Here is an 18,131-nt window from a genome sequence, read left to right on the forward strand (position 1 = left end):
AACTTCCCCGAGATACAGCGTATGCAAGCAGTCAAGATGTACACCACCGCCGTTTGCCCGTATTGCATTCGCGCGAAGCAGATCCTCAAGTCCAAGGGCGTCGAACAGATCGAAGAAATTCGCATCGACAGCGACCCCGAGGCCCGCAACACCATGATGGAGATCACCCAGCGCCGCACGGTGCCGCAGATCTTCATCGGCGACACCCACGTGGGCGGTTGCGACGACCTGATGGCCCTGGACAGCCGCGGCGGCCTCGTGCCCCTGCTGCAGGGCGCCTGAAACACAAAGCAGCCGGAACCGTCTTGTGACCGGGCGATAATCGTCTGCTCATCCATCTGCAGCCCGCTGCGGGAACCTCTCCCCGGCGGGCATTGTTTTGATCCTCGAAAGTTCAGCCATGGCCGACCAGCAAGCCCAAGATCCCGTGTTCCAGATCCAGCGCGTCTACCTCAAGGACCTGTCGCTCGAACAACCCAATTCGCCCGCGATCCTGCTGGAGCAGGAACAACCCACCGTCGACATCCAGCTCGGCGTGGACGCCCAGCCCGTGGCCGAAGGCATCTTCGAGATCACCGTCTCGGCCACCGTGCAGACCAAGATCCAGGACAAGACCGTGTTCCTGGTCGAAGCCAAGCAAGCCGGCATCTTCGAGATCCGCAACCTCCCCGAAGACCAGATGGGCGCCATCCTGGGCATCGCCTGCCCGCAGATCGTCTACCCGTACCTGCGCGGCAACGTGGCCGACGTGATCCAGCGCGGCGGCTTCCCGCCCGTGCACCTGGCCGAAATCAACTTCCAGGCGATGTACGAGCAGCAGCAGGCACAGGCCGCCGGCCAGCCTGCGCCGACCCTCGCGCAGTAAGCCTGCACAACTGCCGCCAACGCCGATGAAGATCTGCGTTCATGGCGCCGGGGCCTGGGGCTCGGCAGTGGCCGTCAATGCCGCTGCCCGCCACGAGGTCACGCTCTGGGCGCGCGACGCCGCCCAGGCCGATGCCATTTCGAAGGCCCGCGAGAACACCCGCTACCTGCCGGGGCTGGCGCTGCCGGCCTCGCTCGCGGTGCGGGCGGGGGATATCGGCCAGGCGCATGCCGGCGCCGATCTCGTCATCGTCGCCACGCCGATGGCGGCCCTGCGCGGACAGCTCGTCGCGCTGCGCGGCTGCACCGCGCCGGTGGCGTGGCTCTGCAAGGGCGTCGAGCCCGCGCTCGATGCCACATCCTTCGGCCTGCTCGCCCACGAAATCTGGGCGCAGGTCGCTCCCGATCTCACAGCCGGCGTCCTCAGCGGCCCGAGCTTCGCGCAGGAAGTCGCCGAAGGCCGCCCGACCGCGCTGGTCGCCGCCAGCCCGCATGCCGCCGTGCGCGATGCGCTCGTCGATGCCTTCCACGGACCGGCCCTGCGCGTCTACGCCAACGAGGACATCGTCGGCGTCGAAGTCGGCGGCGCGGTCAAGAACGTGCTCGCCATCGCCACGGGCCTGTGCGACGGCCTCGCGCTCGGGCTCAACGCCCGTGCGGCGCTCATCACCCGCGGCCTGGCCGAAATGACCCGCTTCGGCCTCGCGCTCGGCGCCCGCGCCGAAACCTTCATGGGCCTGTCGGGTCTGGGCGACCTCGTGCTGACTGCCACCGGCGACCTGTCGCGCAACCGCAAGGTCGGCCTGCTGCTGGCCCAGGGCCGCACGCTCGCGCAGGCGGTCGATTCGCTGGGCCACGTGGCCGAAGGCGTGTACTGCGCGCGCACCGTGGTGCAGCGCGCCCGAGGCTTGGGGCTGGAGATGCCCATCGCCGAGGGCGTGGTCGCGCTGCTCGACGGCCGCGTGAGCCCCCAGGACGCGGTCGCGGCGCTCACCGGCCGCGACCCGGTGCCCGAATCGGTACAGCCCGGCGCCACGGCTTCCCCTCGTCAATCCCCTTAAGAAAAAACAGAGACAAAGCGCCATGAGCCTTCGCTTCGATTTTTCAGCGTCGGCCGTGGCCGCGCTGGCCCTCGCCGATGCCACCCGCGCATTGCAGGAAGACGTCGCCGACGGTGACCTCACCGCCTCGCTGGTCGATCCCGCCCGCCGCGCCCACGCCCGCGTGCTGGCGCGCGAAGCCGCCGTGGTGTGCGGCGCGCCCTGGGTCGAGGCGACGATCAGGCAGCTCGATCCCGAGGCCCGCATCACCTGGCTCTGCGCCGAAGGCGAACGCTGCGCCGCCGACCAGACGGTGCTGGAAATCGAAGGCACCGCCCGCGCGCTGCTGACGGCCGAGCGCACCTCGCTCAACTTCCTGCAACTGCTGAGCGCGGTCGCCACCAAGACCGCGCTGTACGCCGACGCCGTCGAAGGCACGCGCGCCCGCATCGTCGACACCCGCAAGACCCTGCCCGGCCTTCGCCTCGCCCAGAAATACGCGGTGCGCACCGGCGGCGGCGTGAACCACCGCATCGGCCTCTACGACGCGGTGCTCATCAAGGAAAACCACATCGCCGCGGCCGGCGGTGTCGCCGCGGCGCTGCGCGCGGCGGCGCCGGTGGCTTCGCAGGCGGCCTTCGTCGAGGTCGAGGTCGAGACGCTGGCCCAGCTGCGCGAGGCGCTGGGCGCCGGCGCGCGCATGGTGCTGCTCGACAACATGGACCTGCCCACGCTGCGCGAGGCCGTCCGCATCAACGACGAGGCGGGCGCCGGCCGCAAGGCCGTGCTGGAGATTTCGGGCGGCGTCACGCTCGAGGGCCTGCGCGCCCTGGCCGAGACCGGTGTCGACCGCATCTCGGTCGGCGCGTTGACCAAGGATGTCAAAGCCATCGATTTCTCGATGCGTTTCCAGGAAAGCTGATCCGCCCATGTCGTCCCCGGTCATCGACGTCGACTACGAGCAACCCGCAGCGAAGGCAGGGGCGGTCTGCGACACCCGCCATGCCTGGGCCCGCGTGCCCGTCGAGCCCTCGGCGGACGAGCGCATCGCGCTCAAGGAACGCATCCGCCATCTGCTGCGCGAGCGCAATGCAGTGATGGTGTCGCACTTCTACGTGCATCCCGACCTGCAGGACCTGGCCGAGGAAACCGGCGGCATCGTGAGCGATTCGCTCGAGATGGCGCGCTTCGGCCGCGACCATGCCGCCACCACGCTGGTGGTGTCGGGCGTGCGTTTCATGGGCGAGACCTCCAAGATCCTCTCGCCCGAAAAGCGCGTGCTGATGCCCGACCTGGACGCGAACTGCTCGCTCGACCTGGGCTGCCCGGTCGAGGAGTTCAGCGCCTTCTGCGACCAGCACCCCGACCGCACCGTCGTCGTCTACGCCAACACCAGCGCGGCGGTGAAGGCGCGCGCCGACTGGCTGGTCACCTCCAGCTGCGCGCTCGACGTGGTGAGCGCGCTGCATGCGCAGGGGCGCAAGATCCTCTGGGGACCGGACCGCCACCTGGGCGACTACATCCAGCGCCAGACCGGCGCGGACATGGTCAGCTGGAACGGCGCCTGCATCGTGCACGACGAGTTCAAGGCACTCGAACTCGATCTGCTCATGAAAGCGCATCCGTCGGCGAAGGTGCTGGTGCATCCGGAGTCGCCGGCCGACGTGATCGCGCTGGCGGATGCGGTGGGCTCGACCTCCGCGATCCTGAACGCCGCGCAGCGCATGGATGCGAAGGAATTCATCGTCGCCACCGACACCGGCATGCTGCACAAGCTGCGCACGCTGAACCCCGGCAAGACCTTCATCGAGGCGCCCACGGCCGGCAACGGCGGCACCTGCAAGAGCTGCGCGCATTGCCCGTGGATGGCGATGAACGGGCTGGCCGAACTGGCGAATGCGTTGGAGACCGGCACGGGCGAAATCCATGTCGATCCGACGCTGGGCCTGCGTGCGCGGCTGCCGATCGACCGGATGCTGGCGTTCACCGCGGGCCTGAAGAACGGGCAGGCGCCCGGCAGCCTCGTCGCGGGCATCGGCGCGGCCTGATTCCGCATGGCTCCTTCCCCCTCTGGGGGAAGGTTGGGATGGGGGCAGGCAGAGCGCTCGATGGATACGCCGCTTGCCCCCACCCCCCAGCCCTCCCCCGGAAGGGGAGGGAGCAAAGCCTAGAACTCCAGCGTGCAGCTGTCGCCCAGCGCCTCGCGCCACACGCGCACCCGCGCGAGCGACGCCCGGAATTCCGGCAGCGCATCCGCAATGAACAGGCAGAGGTTTTCGAGCGTCGGCGGGTGCAGCCCCGCCACGTCGTCCAGCAGGTGATGGTCCAGCAGCTCGCGCACGTCTTCGAGCCGCCGCCTCAGCAACCCGAGGTCGATCACCATGCCCGTGACGGGATCGCGCTGGCCCTCGAGCCAGACTTCGGCGTGGTACGTATGGCCGTGGATACGGCGGCTGCCTTCCACTTCGATCTCGCGCTTGAGCGTGTGAGCGGCGTCGAAGAAAAAGCGTTGGCTGATGGTGAAGCGCATAAAAACGAGCGGCTATCGGATGCCAGTAATCTTGTGGGTCTGCACGCTCAGGCGCCAGGCGGGCTGGCGCATGCATTCGGCGATGCAGAGTTCGGTGTTGGCCACGCGCTCGGGGCCGTCCATGGGTTGCAGGAAGCGGTGGGCGAATTCGCCGGCGCGCGCCATCGTGTCGAGGTCGAATGCGGTCTGCGGCCACACCAGCTTGAGTTCCTGCCCGCGCTGCTGCACCCACGGCGCGCCGGCCTTCGGGCTGATGCAGAGCCAGTCGATGCCTTCGGGCGCGGCGACCGTGCCGTTGCTCTCGACGGCGATGCGAAAGCGCCGCGCATGCAGCGCATCGACCAGCGCCGCGTCCACCTGCAGCAGCGGTTCGCCGCCGGTGAGCACCACCAGCCGGTGCTCGGCGTCGTTCGCGGGCCACTGCGCGGCAATGGTGTCGGCGAGTTGGTCGGCGGTCTTGAACTTGCCGCCCAGCGTGCCGTCGGTGCCGACGAAATCGGTGTCGCAGAAACGGCAGACGGCACTGGCGCGGTCTTCCTCGCGGCCCGTCCAGAGGTTGCAGCCGGCGAAGCGGCAGAACACGGCCGGCATGCCCGCCTGGCCGCCTTCGCCCTGCAGCGTGTAGAAGATTTCCTTGACGCTGTAAGTCATGGCGCGGTCGCGTCGATCTCGAGGTTGTCGATCAACCGCGTGTTGCCCAGGCGCGCCGCGGCCAGTGCCACGAGCGCTTCGTCGGCCGACGGCGCCTGCAGGTCGGCGCGGCGGCGCAGCACCAGGTAGTCCGGTTGCCAGCCGCGTTCCGTCAGCGTCTGCATGGCGCGCGCCTCGATCGCGGCCAGATCGCGCTCGCCCGATTGCACCGCCGCAGCCATCGCCTTCAGCGCCTTCGACAACTTCACCGCCTCCGCGCGCTCGGTCTCGCTCAGGTAGCCGTTGCGCGACGACAGCGCCAGGCCATCGTCGGCGCGGAAAGTCTCGCTGCCCACGATCTCGATGGGCAGCGCGAACTGCCGCACCATGTGGCGGATCATCATCAGCTGCTGGTAGTCCTTCTTGCCGAACACGGCCACGCGCGGCTGCACGCAGGTGAAGAGCTTCATCACCACCGTGCACACGCCGATGAAGAAGCCGGGGCGAAAGTGCCCTTCGAGGATGTCGGCCAGCGCCGGGTCCGGGTGCACCTTGCAGGTCTGCGGCTCGGGGTAGAGCGCTTTTTCGTTGGGCGCGAACAGCACGTCGCAGCCGGCATCGCGCAGCTTGGCGCAATCGCTTTCCCAGGTGCGCGGGTAGGTGTCGAAGTCCTCGTGCGGCAAGAACTGCAGGCGGTTCACGAAGATGCTCGCCACCGTCACGTCGCCCAGCGGCTTGGCCTGCGCGATGAGCGCGATGTGCCCGTCGTGCAGGTTGCCCATGGTGGGGACGAACGCGGGGCGCTTGAAAGCCGAGAGGTGCTCGCGCAGTTCGGCGATGGTGTGTGCGATGTACATGGAGTCGGTCCCTTTTTTCTTTACCAGGCGTGGAGTCGATCGTCGGGAAAGCTGCCGTCCTTCACCGCGCGCACATAGGCCGCGAGGGCCTCGGCGATGCTGGAGGAATCGGCCATGAAGTTGCGCACGAACTTGGGCATCTTTCCGAGGTTGATGCCCAGCATGTCGTGCAACACCAGCACCTGGCCGGCGGTGGCCTTGCCCGCGCCGATGCCGATGGTGGCGCAGTGCGTGAGCTCCGCGGTGAGTTCGGCGGCGAGCGCGGCCGGCACCATTTCCAGCACCAGCATCGTGGCGCCCGCGTCCTGCAGCGCATGCGCGTGCTGTTTCAGGAGCGCGCCCGCGTCGCCCTTGCCCTGCACGCGGTAGCCGCCCAGCGCATGCACGGTCTGCGGCGTGAGGCCCAGGTGCGCGCACACCGGAATGCCGCGCTCGACGAGAAAGCGCACCGTCTCGGTCGTCCAGCCGCCGCCTTCGAGCTTGACCATGTGCGCGCCCGCCTGCATCAGCACCGTCGCGCTGCGAAGGGCGTGCTCCCGCGATTCCTGGTAGCTGCCGAAGGGCAGGTCGGCGATCAGCCAGGCCGTGCCCTGCACGCGGCGCAGGCCCCGCGAGACGCTGTCGGTGTGATAGCGCATGGTCTCCAGGCTCACGCCCACGGTGCTGGCCAGGCCCTGGCAGACCATGCCGAGCGAATCGCCGACCAGGAGGCAATCGACGCCCGCCGCATCGGCCATGGCCGCGAAGGTCGCGTCGTAGGCGGTGAGCATCGAGATCTTCTCGCCGCGCGCGTGCATGTCGGCCAGGCGCGGCAGGCTCACGGGCTTGCGCGAGGCGGGCGTGGAGGCCGGAGGCAATGTCCCGTAAGGCGTGGCGGACGTGGTTTCTGGCGGTGGGGTGGTGGTGCTGTTCGACATGGTTGGGTTTCTCCCTGCGGGCGTCGGTGGCCGGGCATCCTTGAGTGAAGAAAAACGCGAGATGGGTGGGTCGTCAGTCCGTCCGCGGCACCAGCACGGTGGGTGCCGTCGGCTCGGCGAGCGAAGGATAGTCGCGGCTGAAATGCAGCCCGCGGCTCTCGTGGCGGGCCTGGGCCGATCGCACGATCAGCCCGGCCACCTGGACCAGGTTGCGCAACTCCAGCAGGTCGCGCGTGACATGGAAGTTCGCATAGAACTCCTGGATCTCGGCCTGCAGCAGCGCGATGCGGTGGCTCGCGCGCTCCAGGCGCTTGTTGGTGCGCACGATGCCCACGTAGTCCCACATGAAGCGGCGCAGCTCGTCCCAGTTGTGCGAGATGACGACGGCCTCGTCGGCGTCGGTGACGCGGCTTTCGTCCCATGCGGGGATGTGGGCGCCGTCATGCGCGGGCGCGCCGGCGATGGCGCCCGCCGCGGCGCGCGCGAACACCATGCACTCGACCAGCGAATTGCTCGCCAGGCGGTTGGCGCCGTGCAGGCCGGTGCAGGCGGTCTCGCCGATGGCGTAGAGGCCTGGCACGTCGGTGCGGCCAGCGAGGTCGCTGAGCACGCCGCCGCAGGTGTAGTGCGCGGCCGGCACCACGGGGATCGGTTCGCGCGTGATGTCGATGCCCAGCTCGGCGCAGCGCGCGAGGATGTTGGGGAAGTGTTCCTTCAGGAACGCCGCGGGCTGGTGCGAGATATCGAGGTGCACGCAGTCCAGGCCGTGCTTCTTCATCTCGAAGTCGATGGCGCGGGCCACCACGTCGCGCGGCGCGAGTTCGGCGCGCTCGTCGTGTGTCGGCATGAAGCGCGTGCCGTCGGGCAACTTCAGCAGGCCGCCTTCGCCGCGCACCGCCTCACTGATCAGGAACGACTTGGCATGCGGGTGGTAGAGGCAGGTCGGGTGGAACTGGATGAACTCCATGTTCGACACCCGGCAGCCCGCGCGCCACGCGGCGGCGATGCCGTCGCCCGTGGCCGTGTCAGGATTGGTCGTGTAGAGGTACACCTTGCCCGCGCCGCCCGTCGCCAGGATCGTGTGCGGCGCGCGGAAGGCGAGCACCTCGCCGGTGGCGTCGTCCAGCGCGTAGAGGCCCACGCAGGCCGGGTCTTTCAGTCCGAGCTTGGTGCCGGTGACCAGGTCGACCAGCGTGTGGTGCTCGAAGAGCCTGATGTTCGGCGTGCGGCGCACCCGCTCGATCAGCACCTGCTGCACGGCCGCGCCGGTGGCGTCGGTCACGTGCACGATGCGGCGCTGGCTGTGGCCGCCCTCACGCGTCAAATGAAGGTCGCCGCCTTCTTCGGAGAACGGCACGCCCAGCTCGCGCAGCCAGCCGATCGCCTCGGGCGCATGCTCGACGACGAAGCGCGTCGCCTCGGGGTCGCAGAGGCCCGCACCGGCGACGAGCGTGTCTTCCACGTGCGCGTCGAAGCTGTCGCCCGCGGCCAGCACGGCCGCGATGCCGCCCTGCGCCCAGGCGCTGGAGCCGTCGTTCAGCGCGCGCTTGGTGAGCACGGCCACGCGGTGCGTGGGCGCCAGGTGCAGCGCGGCGGAAAGGCCTGCGAGGCCGCTGCCGACGATGAGGACGTCGAAATCGTGCGAAGCCATGAAGCGAAGGTCTGGTGGGGCGCCGGCTTACTTCGGGGAACACCGTGGAACCGGCTTTGCCGGGCCACAGGTGTTGCCCCCTGAAAGGGGGTTGGCGAAGCGACACGAAGTGCGCGAAGACTGGGGGTAAGCCATTTACGCGGGCGAATACGCCAGGCGCACGTAGATCGGCGCGAAGGCTTCGGCCTGCGTGATGTCGATCAGCGTTTCCTTCGCGAGCTCCAGCATCGCGATGAAGGTGACGATCAGCACGGGCGCGCCGCGCGACACGTCGAAGAGCTTCTCGAACTCCACGAAGCGCTGCCCCTGCAGGTGGCGCAGCACGATGCTCATGTGCTCGCGCACGTTGAGCTCTTCGCGCGAGATCTTGTGGTGCTGCACGAGCTTGGCGCGCTTCATGATGTCGGCCCACGCGTCGCGCAGGTCGATCACGTTCACGTCCGGAAAGCGCGGCTTGAGCGACTGCTCGATGTAGACCTGCCCCTTCCAGAAGTCGCGGCCATAGGTCGGCATCGCGCTGATGGCGGCGGCCTGCAGCTTGGTCTGCTCGTACTCGAGCAGCCGGCGCACGAGCTCGGCGCGCGGGTCTTCGGCCTCTTCGCCGTCGGCCACCTTCTTGGGCGGCAGCAGCATGCGCGACTTGATCTCGATCAGCATCGCGGCCATCAGCAGGTACTCGGCCGCGAGTTCGAGGTTCGTCTGGCGAATCTCGTCGACGTAGCTCAGGTACTGGCGCGTGAGGCCCGCCATCGGGATGTCCAGGATGTTGAAGTTCTGCTTCCGGATCAGGTACAGCAGCAGGTCCAGCGGACCTTCGAAGGCTTCGAGAAAGACCTGCAGCGCCTCGGGCGGGATGTACAGGTCCTTGGGCATCGCGAACAGCGGCTCGCCATAGAGCCTGGCGAGCGCGACCTGGTCGACCACCTCGGGCATGGCCATCACCGGCGTGTCGTTGTCCTCGTCTCTTCTCATGGCGCGATCGCTATCAATTCAATAGCTATCGGCGCAATGCGGACGAGGCCTGGATGCCGAACTGGCACCATTTACTTGGATTGGGTCTGGTAGACGTACGGCTGCATCGGCACGCGGGCTTCGCTGTACTCCTCCAGCAGGCCGCGGTCGAGGTTCTTGTCCCAGAGGAGGGCGCGGCCGGCGCGCTGTTCGGCTTCCAGCGTCGGCTTCTTTTCTTTCATCTCCTCGATGAAATTGGTGATCTCGGAAGAGTAGTGGGGGCGGCGGAAGATGGACATAGACTGGACCTTTGTAGCCAGAATTTTACCGGGGACGGCATGGGACATCGGCAACAGTGGCAGATCGGTATGGCAACGGCGTTGCTGGCGGTGGTGATTGGCCTGGCAGGCTGCGACAACCAGCGCATCGCCGAACTCGAGGAAGGCGTTGCCACGGAAGCCGATGTGCGCACGAAATTCGGCCAGCCCGAGAACATCTGGGACGCCCCGGACGGCAGCCGGATCTTCGAATACAACCGCCAGCCCCAGGGCCAGAAGAACTACATGATCACCATCGGCCGCGACGGCAAGATGAGTGCGCTGCGCCAGGTGCTCACGCCCGAGAACTTCGCCAGGGTGAAGCCGGGGATGATGATGGAGGAGCTGCGCAAGCTCCTGGGCAAGCCCGCCAAGGTCACGCCCTATGCGCTCAAGCGCGAGACCGAATGGGAGTGGCGCTGGGTGCAGCCGCCGAATTCGCCGATGGTGTTCACCGCGACGCTGAACGATGACCAGCGCGTGGTGCGCAGCGGCTCGTCGCCGGACCGCGCCACCGAGGCCAACTAGCCTTCAGCCGCGTGCGGCCTTCCGGCCGCCAGTTCTTGCGCGAACCCCGAGCGCTCGATCACCTCGCGCGGTTGCGGCTGCAGCGATTCGATCCGCAGCACCCCGTCGCGCGCGAGCACCGCACGGTGCAGTTGCCGCAGCGCATCGACGCCCGTGGCGTCCAGGTAGATGAGGTGCGTGGCATCGAGCACCACCGTCATGCCGCGCGGCGCGCGCTCGGCCGCGTTCACTGCCTCGTCGAGTTTGGCCGCGGCGCCGAAGAACAGCGCGCCGTAGATGCGGTAGGTGAGCACCGGCGGCTGCAGCGTCTCGAGCTCGACGCTGAAGAGCCCGCTCATGCGCCGGATGAACAGCGCGCACGCGAGCACGATGCCCGCCTGCACCGCCACCGTGAGGTCGAACACCACGGTGAGAAAGAAGGTGCCGAGCATCAGCAGCCGGTAGTGCCGGCTGAAGTGCCGCAACTGGCCGGGCGTGAACTCGCGCCATTCGCCCATGTTCAGGCCCACGAACACCAGGATGCCCGCCAGCACCGCGAGCGGCACGTGGCGCGCGAGCGGCGCGGCCAGCAGCACCACGAGCATCAGCGTGACCGCATGCACGATGCCCGCGACCGGCGAGCTTGCGCCCGAGCGGATGTTGGTCACCGTGCGCGCGATGGTGCCGGTGGCCGGCATGCCGCCGAAGAAGGGCGTGACCATGTTCGCGATGCCCTGCGCCATCAGCTCCTGGTTCGGGTCGTGGCGCGGCTGGCCGCTCACCTGGTCGGCCACGCGCGCGCACAGCAGCGACTCGATGGCGCCGAGCAGCGCGATGGTCAGCGTCGGCGTGACCAGTTGCTTGACGGTCTCCCACGAGAAGTCGGGCAGCGCGAAACCGGGCACGCCCTCGGGAATGCCGCCGAAGCGCGTGCCGATGGTCTCCACCGGCAGCGCGAAACCCCACGACACCAGCGTGAGCGTGACCAGCGCGACGATCGGCCCCGGCACGCGCGCGCCCATCTGCACAGCGCGCGTCTGCGCGATGTGCAATGGCAGGCGTGGCAATCGCCGCCACAGCACAAGCCCGGCCACGCAGGCCACGCCGAGCGCAAAGGCATAAGAGTTGAAGGTGCCGATCCGCAGTGCCATCGCGTGCAACTGCGAGAACACGTCGGCCGGCATCTTCTCGACCGAGAGCCCGAGCAGGTCCTTCAGCTGCGACAGCAGGATCAGCACCGCGATGCCGTTGGTGAAACCCACCACGATCGACAGCGGCACGAAGCGCACCAGCCGCCCGAGCCCGAAGAGCCCCGCGGCGAACAGCAGCACGCCGGCGCAGGCGGTTGCGATCAGCAGGTTGGCCACGCCGTAGCGCTCGACGATGCCGTAGACGATCACGATGAAGGCGCCGGCCGGCCCGCCGATCTGCACCGCCGAGCCGCCCAAAAGCGAGATCAAGAAGCCCGCGATGATCGCCGTCCAGATGCCGGCCTCGGGCTTGAGCCCCGAGGCGATCGCGAAGGCCATCGCGAGCGGCAGCGCCACGATGCCGACGGTGGCGCCCGCGCCCAGGTCCTTGAAGAACCGCTCCCTGCTGTAGTCCGCCATCGCGTCCAGCAGGCGGGGGCGAAAGCGGGTGAAGTTCAGCGGAGAAGGCATGGATGGCCGATTGTGGCCTGCGTGCTCCGGCGGGAGCGCCGCCGGCTTTCGTGCGTACTTTCGATCAACTTATCCAAAACGAAGGATGCAGATACAGTTTTCACATTAATTGACATTTTGAAACCAACATTACCGAGGGAGCCGGGCCCATGCACATCCTGCTTGTCGCAAGCGCGTTCAACAGCCTGACGCAGAGGGTTCTGGCCGAACTCCAGGACCGCGGCCACACCGTCGGGGTCGAACTGGCCCTGGGCAACGACGATGCCTTGCGCGACGCGGTGCGTGTGCATGCCCCGCAACTCATCGTGGCGCCGATGCTCACCACCGCGATCCCCGAAGACATCTGGCGCGCCCACACCTGCCTGATCGTCCACCCCGGCCCGCCGGGCGACCGGGGACCATCGTCGCTCGACTGGACGCTGCGCGGCGGCGCCGAAAGCTGGGGCGTCACCGTGCTCGCGGCCGTCGCCGAGATGGACGCGGGCGATGTCTGGGCCTGGTCGCCGCTGAAGGTGCCGCCGCTGGCCGGCAAGAGCGATCTCTACCGCGGCGAGGTGGCCGATGCCGCCATCGACGCGGTGCTGCTCGCGGTCGAGCGCTTCGCCTCGGGCACGTACAAGCCCAAGCGCCAGAAGGCGGCCGATCTCGCAGCCGGCTGGCGCCCATTCCTGAAACAGGCGGAGCGCCGCATCGACTGGGCCCGCGAATCGACCGAATCGGTGCTGCGCCAGTTGCGCGCCGCCGATTCGCAGCCCGGCGTGCTCGACGACCTGCTCGGTGCGCCGTGGTACCTGCACGGCGCGCACCCCGAAGACGAACTGCGCGGCACGCCCGGCGAACTCATCGCCACCCGCGCCGGCGCCGTCTGCCGCGCCACGACGGACGGCGCGGTCTGGATCGTGCAGCTGCGCCCCTGGCGCGCGCCGGGCTCGGGCCTCGCCAGCTTCAAGCTGCCGGCCGTCGATGCGCTCGGCGACCTGCTCCCCGCCGGCCTGCCCGAAGTACCCGCGTCGTTGCAACTGCCGCCCGCCCGCCGCACCTGGACCGACATCCGCTACAGCGAGCACGGCGAGCACGGCGAGCATGGCGCGGTGGGCGTGCTGAACTTCTCGTTCCCCGGTGGCGCGATGAGCAGCGTGCAATGCCGCCGCCTGCTGGAGGCCTATCGCTTCGCGTGCACCCGGCCGACCTCGGTGCTGGTGCTCGGCGGGCTGCGCGACTTCTTCTCGAACGGCATTCACCTGAACGTGATCGAGGCCGCGCCCGACCCGGCCGAGGAATCGTGGGCCAACATCCACGCGATGAACGACCTGGTCGAGGCGGTGATCACCACCACCGACCGGCTCACCGTCGCCGCGCTCGGCGGCAACGCGGCGGCCGGCGGCGTGATGCTCGCGCTCGCGGCCGACGAGGTGTGGTGCAGGGACGGCGCCATCCTCAACCCGCACTACAAGCTCATGGGCCTCTACGGCTCCGAATACTGGACCTACACGCTGCCGCGCCGAGTGGGCCAAGGCGAGGCCGAGCGGCTCACGCAATCGGCGCTGCCGGTGAGCGCGAAGCGCGCGGTCGAGCTCGGCATGGCCGAGCGCGTGCTGCAGGCCGCACCGGAAGAGCTGGGCGATGAAGTGATGCGGCTGGCCACGCAGCTGGCGGCCTCGCCTGATCTGACCGCCCGCATCGCGAAGAAGCGGGCCAAGCGCGCGGAAGACGAATCGGTGAAACCGCTGCAGCACTACCGCGATGAAGAACTCACGCACATGCGGCGCAATTTCTTCGACCGCAGCGAGCCGCATGCGGCACTGCGATCGGCGTTCGTGCGCAAGGAAAAGGCGCAGCACACGCCCGCGCACGTCGCGCAGCTGGGCCTGCCGCGCTGAATTCCAGCTGCTTACTTGCTGTCCGGAATGACCGCGTCCGCGGCGGCGCCCACGGCCTTGCCGGTGATGCGCGCGGTGCCGATGGCCGCGTCGGCCGCGAGACCCACCGCGCTCGCGCCCACGCTCACCGCGGTGCCCGCGACGGTGACCACCGCGCAACCGCTCAGCGCGGCGACGAGCGACGACAGCACAAGGGTGCGCAGCAGCATGGTGTGATCTCCTCGATCGGTGGTCGGTCGGTCAGCGAACCCGCATGCCCGGCGTCGCGCCCGGCCACGGTTCGAGCACGTGGATGCCCGGGTTGGCTTTTTCGTCGCCGTGGCTCGCGGCCAGCACCATGCCTTCGCTCACGCCGAACTTCATCTTGCGCGGCGCGAGGTTCGCGACCAGCACAGTGAGCTTGCCCACGAGCTGCTCGGGCTGGTAGGCCGAGGCGATGCCGCTGAAGACGTTGCGCGTCTTTCCTTCACCCGCGTCGAGCGTCAGGCGCAGCAGCTTGGTCGAGCCCTCGACCTTCTCGCAGGCCACGATCTTCGCGATGCGCAGGTCGATCTTCACGAAGTCGTCGATGGTGATCGTAGGCGCGATGGCTTCGCCGCCGGGGAGCGCCTCCGCCGTGGCGTCCACGGCAGCGGCGGCCACCGGTTCGGGCGCGTCGAACAGCCTGTCGACCACCTTCGCATCGGCACGCTGCATCAGGTGCTTGTACTCGCCGATCGCGTGGCCCACGGGCAGCGGCTCGGCGGCGTCGGACCACACCAGCGGAGTGATCTTCAGGAACGCCTCGACGTTCACGGCGAGCGCCGGCAGCACAGGCTTCAGGTACAGCGTGAGCAGGCGGAAGGCCTCGATGCACACCGTGCACACGTCGTGCAGGCGCGCCTCGGCGCCTTCTTTCTTTGCCAGCTCCCAGGGCTTGTTCTGGTCGACGTATTCGTTCACCTTGTCGGCCAGCGCCATCACTTCGCGCAGCGCACGGGCGTAGTCGCGGCCGTCGTAGAGCGAATGGATCTGGCCGGCCGCATCGCGCAGCTCAAACAGCAGCGCGTCGCCGTCGGCCGACACCTCGCCCAGCTTGCCGCCGAAGCGCTTGCCGATGAAGCCGGCCGCGCGGCTCGCGATGTTGATGTACTTGCCCACGAGGTCGCTGTTGACGCGCGCGACGAAGTCCTCGGGGTTGAAGTCGATGTCTTCGTTGCGGCCGTTGAGCTTGGCCGCGATGTAGTAGCGCAGCCACTCGGGGTCCAGCCCGATCGACAGGTACTTCAGCGGATCGATGCCGGTGCCGCGGCTCTTGCTCATCTTCTCGCCGCTCACCGTCAAGTGGCCGTGCACGTACACCGCGTCGGGCGCCTTGCGGCCGCTGAAGTGCAGCATCGCGGGCCAGAAGAGGGTGTGGAAGGTGATGATGTCCTTGCCGATGAAGTGCACCTGCTCCAGGTCCGGGTCGGCCATGTACTCGGTGTACGAGATGCCGTCGCCGCCCAGTTCGATGCAGCGCTTGTCCAGCAGGTTCTTGAGCGATGCGAGGTAGCCCACGGGCGCGTCAAGCCACACGTAGAAGTACTTGCCCGGCGCATCGGGGATCTCAATGCCGAAGTAGGGCGCATCGCGGCTGATGTCCCAGTCGCCCAGGCCCCCCTTGCCCTCGTCGTCCTTGTAGAGCCACTCGCGAATCTTGTTCTGCACCTCGGACTGCACGTGGCCGGGCGCGGCGGTCCATTCCTTCAGGTAGGCCTCGCAGCGCGGGTCCGAGAGCTTGAAGAAGAAGTGGTCCGAGCTGCGCAGCTCGGGCTTGGCGCCCGAGAGGGCCGAGTAGGGGTTGATCAGCTCGGTGGGCGCGTACACGGCGCCGCACACCTCGCAGTTGTCGCCGTACTGGTCCTTCGAATGGCAGTTGGGGCACTCGCCCTTGATGAAGCGGTCGGCCAGGAACATGCCCTTTTCGGGGTCGTAGAACTGCTCGACGCTCTTGGTCTCGATGAGGCCGGCGGCGCGCAGGTCGCGGTAGATGTCCTGCGCGAGCTGGTGGTTCTCGGGCGCGTCGGTCGAGTGCCAGTTGTCGAACGAGATGTAGTAGCCGTCCAGATACGGCTTGCGGCCCGCGGCGATCTCCGCCACGAAGGCCTGCGGCGTCACGCCGGCCTTGTCGGCCGCGATGGTGATGGCCGCGCCGTGCGCGTCGTCGGCGCACACGAAGTTGACCTCGGCGCCGTTCATTCGCTGGTTCCGCACCCAGATGTCGGCCTGGATGTACTCCATCATGTGGCCGATGTGGAACTTGCCGTTGGCATACGGCAGGGCGGTGGTGACGAAGAGCTTGCGCGGGGCGGACATCGGGGAGGGCGCTTTCGGGAGTGGCTGGCTGGCATCGGAGGCGGCCAGCGGCCGCGCATCCGGGAACCGGGCATTTTAGGTGGCCGCGTGCGGCCCGTGCCCGGCCCCGTGTTTGAGGGCGCGAGTGACCCACGAAAGCGCGGGGTGTCTCGCGCGCGACGTATGCTTCGACCCCCGATACAGAACGCCAGAAAGCGAGCCGCAGCCGATGACCACTCCCATTCCCGCAACCCTCATCCCCGGCGATGGCATCGGCCCCGAAATCGTCGACGCCACGCTGGCCGCGCTCGACGCGCTGAAGGCGCCCTTCACCTGGGACACGCAGATCGCGGGCCTGGGCGGCGTCAAGGCCTCGGGCGATCCGCTGCCCAAGGCCACGCTGGACAGCATCCGCACCACCCGCCTGGCCTTGAAGGGCCCGCTGGAGACGCCCTCGGGCGGCGGCTACCGCTCCTCGAACGTGCGGCTGCGGGAGGAATTCCAGCTCTACGCCAACCTGCGCCCCGCGCGCACCATCATCCCGGGCGGGCGCTTCGAGAAGATCGACCTCATGATCGTGCGCGAGAACCTGGAGGGCCTGTACATCGGCCACGAGCACTACGTGCGCATCGACGGCGACCCGCACGCCGTGGGCATGGCCACCGGCATCAACACCCGCCAGGGCTGCCGCCGCGTGCTCGAGTACGCGTTCGAGACGGCGATCGCCACCGGCCGCAAGAAGGTCACGCTGGTGCACAAGGCCAACATCATGAAGGTGCTGACGGGCCTCTTCCTGGAGACCGGCGAGCAGCTCTACGCGGAAAAGTACAAGGGCAAGTTCGAGCTCGATTCGATCATCGTGGACGCCTGCGCGATGAAGCTGGTGCTCAACCCCTGGCAGTTCGACATGCTGGTGACGACCAACCTGTTCGGCGACATCCTCTCGGACCTCGTGGCGGGCCTCGTCGGCGGCCTGGGCATGGCGCCGGGCGCCAACATCGGCACCGATGCGGCGATCTTCGAGGCGGTGCACGGCTCGGCGCCCGACATCGCCGGCAAGGGCATCGCCAACCCCACGGCGCTGCTGCTGGCCGCCGCGATGATGCTGGACCACACCAGGATGCCCGAGCTGGCCACGCGCCTTCGCACGGCCATCGACCAGACGCTGAACATCGACAAGGTTCGCACCGGCGACCTGGGCGGCACGGCGAACACCGCGGCCTTCACGAAGGCACTGGTCAGCCGCATCAACGGCGGTTGATCCGAAGACGCAAGGCGCGGCCATGAGAAAGCTCCTGCTTCTGCTGGCCGTCGTCCTTGCGAGCTGCGCTTCCGTTGCGGCGGACCCGCGCTACACGGTGGTGAAGGTCGACCTTCGCACAGAGAAGCTCGCGCTGTTCCTGAACGACGACACGGGCGTCGCGTTCAAGCGCTTCGACCGGCTGGAGGCCTGGCTCAAGGGGCGGGGCCGGCAGCTCGTCTTCGCGGTCAATGCCGGCATGTACCACGCGGACTTCTCGCCGGTGGGCCTCTTCGTGCGCGACGGCCGCGAAGAGGCGCCGCTCAACCTGGCGAGCGGCGCCGGCAACTTCTTCCTGAAGCCGAACGGCGTGTTCCTCGTCACCGACGACGGACCCCGGGTGATCGAATCCTCGGAGTACCCGGCGCTCGCCAGGCGCGGCGGCGTGCGGCTGGCCACGCAATCGGGCCCGCTGCTGCTGCGCCATGGCGTGCTGCACCCGGCGCTCATTCCGAATTCGGACTCGCGCAAGATCCGCAATGGCGTCTGCGCGTCGGGCCCCACGGCGATCTTCGTGATGAGCGAGACGCCGGTGAACTTCCACGATTTCGCGGTCTATTTCCGCGACGTGCTGCACTGCCGCGATGCCCTGTACCTGGACGGCACCGTCTCGGCGCTGCACTCCAAGGCCTTGGGCCGCAGCGACTTCGTGCGCGACCTGGGGCCGATACTCGGCGTGGTGTCGCCATGAACCCGTCGGCGGCCCTTTG

The 18,131-nt window shown here is 68.3% G+C and carries 19 protein-coding genes; 9 read left to right on the forward strand and 10 right to left on the reverse strand.

Annotated elements, in window-relative coordinates:
* The first annotated feature begins 21 nt into the window (after window positions 1-21).
* From grxC to nadA, 5 genes are all read left to right on the forward strand, one after another.
* Window positions 22-282, forward strand: coding sequence for a glutaredoxin 3 (gene grxC, locus ACZYRS_RS08245; RefSeq protein WP_042579566.1), 261 nt, complete (start codon window positions 22-24; stop codon window positions 280-282).
* A 118-nt stretch (window positions 283-400) separates the two neighbouring features.
* Window positions 401-865, forward strand: a complete 465-nt coding sequence (gene secB / locus ACZYRS_RS08250; RefSeq protein WP_093438142.1) for a protein-export chaperone SecB — start codon at window positions 401-403, stop codon at window positions 863-865.
* Between the two features lie 25 nt (window positions 866-890).
* Window positions 891-1,925 carry an NAD(P)H-dependent glycerol-3-phosphate dehydrogenase gene (locus ACZYRS_RS08255; RefSeq protein WP_463418827.1) on the forward strand — a complete coding sequence of 345 codons (1,035 nt, stop codon included), beginning with the start codon at window positions 891-893 and terminating at the stop codon, window positions 1,923-1,925.
* 22 nt (window positions 1,926-1,947) lie between these two features.
* Window positions 1,948-2,826, forward strand: a complete 879-nt coding sequence (gene nadC, locus ACZYRS_RS08260) for a carboxylating nicotinate-nucleotide diphosphorylase (RefSeq protein ID WP_463418828.1) — start codon at window positions 1,948-1,950, stop codon at window positions 2,824-2,826.
* Between the two features lie 7 nt (window positions 2,827-2,833).
* Complete coding sequence (gene nadA / locus ACZYRS_RS08265; RefSeq protein ID WP_463418829.1) at window positions 2,834-3,952, forward strand: quinolinate synthase NadA; 1,119 nt, start codon at window positions 2,834-2,836, stop codon at window positions 3,950-3,952.
* Window positions 3,953-4,071: 119 nt separating this feature from the next.
* Here the strand turns inward: nadA and ACZYRS_RS08270 are convergent, their stop codons facing one another.
* From ACZYRS_RS08270 to ACZYRS_RS08300, 7 genes are all read right to left on the reverse strand, one after another.
* Window positions 4,072-4,434, reverse strand: a complete 363-nt coding sequence (locus ACZYRS_RS08270; protein WP_176659427.1) for a 6-carboxytetrahydropterin synthase — start codon at window positions 4,432-4,434, stop codon at window positions 4,072-4,074.
* 12 nt (window positions 4,435-4,446) lie between these two features.
* On the reverse strand, window positions 4,447-5,085 hold the full coding sequence (gene queE, locus ACZYRS_RS08275) for a 7-carboxy-7-deazaguanine synthase (protein ID WP_463418830.1): 639 nt from the start codon (window positions 5,083-5,085) through the stop codon (window positions 4,447-4,449).
* Entirely contained in the window at window positions 5,082-5,921 is an 840-nt protein-coding gene (gene panC / locus ACZYRS_RS08280) for a pantoate--beta-alanine ligase (RefSeq protein ID WP_463418831.1), read from the reverse strand. Before panC ends, queE begins: the two co-directional genes overlap by 4 nt.
* 20 nt (window positions 5,922-5,941) lie before the next feature.
* Window positions 5,942-6,838 (reverse strand): 3-methyl-2-oxobutanoate hydroxymethyltransferase, encoded by an 897-nt coding sequence (panB, locus tag ACZYRS_RS08285; protein WP_463418832.1) that lies wholly within the window; start codon window positions 6,836-6,838, stop codon window positions 5,942-5,944.
* 73 nt (window positions 6,839-6,911) lie between these two features.
* Window positions 6,912-8,489: an L-aspartate oxidase gene (gene nadB, locus ACZYRS_RS08290; protein WP_463418833.1), complete on the reverse strand. Its 1,578-nt coding sequence runs from the start codon at window positions 8,487-8,489 to the stop codon at window positions 6,912-6,914.
* A gap of 135 nt (window positions 8,490-8,624) precedes the next feature.
* Window positions 8,625-9,461, reverse strand: a complete 837-nt coding sequence (locus ACZYRS_RS08295) for a segregation and condensation protein A (RefSeq protein WP_198785176.1) — start codon at window positions 9,459-9,461, stop codon at window positions 8,625-8,627.
* A 71-nt stretch (window positions 9,462-9,532) separates the two neighbouring features.
* Window positions 9,533-9,739, reverse strand: a complete 207-nt coding sequence (locus ACZYRS_RS08300; protein ID WP_198785177.1) for a DUF3460 family protein — start codon at window positions 9,737-9,739, stop codon at window positions 9,533-9,535.
* Between the two features lie 69 nt (window positions 9,740-9,808).
* Between ACZYRS_RS08300 and ACZYRS_RS08305 the strand changes: the two genes are divergently transcribed.
* Window positions 9,809-10,285, forward strand: a complete 477-nt coding sequence (locus ACZYRS_RS08305; RefSeq protein WP_198785178.1) for an outer membrane protein assembly factor BamE — start codon at window positions 9,809-9,811, stop codon at window positions 10,283-10,285.
* On the opposite strand, the gene ACZYRS_RS08310 is transcribed toward ACZYRS_RS08305, so the two are convergent.
* Window positions 10,282-11,925: a SulP family inorganic anion transporter gene (locus ACZYRS_RS08310; RefSeq protein ID WP_463418834.1), complete on the reverse strand. Its 1,644-nt coding sequence runs from the start codon at window positions 11,923-11,925 to the stop codon at window positions 10,282-10,284. The two genes, ACZYRS_RS08305 and ACZYRS_RS08310, sit on opposite strands and share 4 nt — an antisense overlap.
* Window positions 11,926-12,074: 149 nt before the next feature.
* Between ACZYRS_RS08310 and ACZYRS_RS08315 the strand changes: the two genes are divergently transcribed.
* Window positions 12,075-13,805, forward strand: a complete 1,731-nt coding sequence (locus tag ACZYRS_RS08315) for an enoyl-CoA hydratase-related protein (protein WP_463418835.1) — start codon at window positions 12,075-12,077, stop codon at window positions 13,803-13,805.
* A gap of 11 nt (window positions 13,806-13,816) precedes the next feature.
* Here ACZYRS_RS08315 and ACZYRS_RS08320 read toward each other — a convergent pair whose 3' ends face one another.
* Window positions 13,817-14,014: a hypothetical protein gene (locus ACZYRS_RS08320; protein ID WP_463418836.1), complete on the reverse strand. Its 198-nt coding sequence runs from the start codon at window positions 14,012-14,014 to the stop codon at window positions 13,817-13,819.
* A 31-nt stretch (window positions 14,015-14,045) separates the two neighbouring features.
* Window positions 14,046-16,142, reverse strand: coding sequence for a methionine--tRNA ligase (gene metG / locus ACZYRS_RS08325; protein ID WP_463418837.1), 2,097 nt, complete (start codon window positions 16,140-16,142; stop codon window positions 14,046-14,048).
* A gap of 208 nt (window positions 16,143-16,350) precedes the next feature.
* Between metG and ACZYRS_RS08330 the strand changes: the two genes are divergently transcribed.
* Together ACZYRS_RS08330 and ACZYRS_RS08335 are read left to right on the forward strand one after the other, a co-directional pair.
* The gene (locus ACZYRS_RS08330; RefSeq protein WP_463418838.1) at window positions 16,351-17,382 is read left to right on the forward strand and encodes an isocitrate/isopropylmalate dehydrogenase family protein; all 1,032 of its coding nucleotides are present in this window, start codon (window positions 16,351-16,353) and stop codon (window positions 17,380-17,382) included.
* A 22-nt stretch (window positions 17,383-17,404) separates the two neighbouring features.
* Window positions 17,405-18,112 (forward strand): phosphodiester glycosidase family protein, encoded by a 708-nt coding sequence (locus ACZYRS_RS08335; protein ID WP_463418839.1) that lies wholly within the window; start codon window positions 17,405-17,407, stop codon window positions 18,110-18,112.
* The last annotated feature ends 19 nt before the right edge of the window (window positions 18,113-18,131 follow it).

This window comes from Variovorax sp. AC194 (assembly GCF_979257995.1).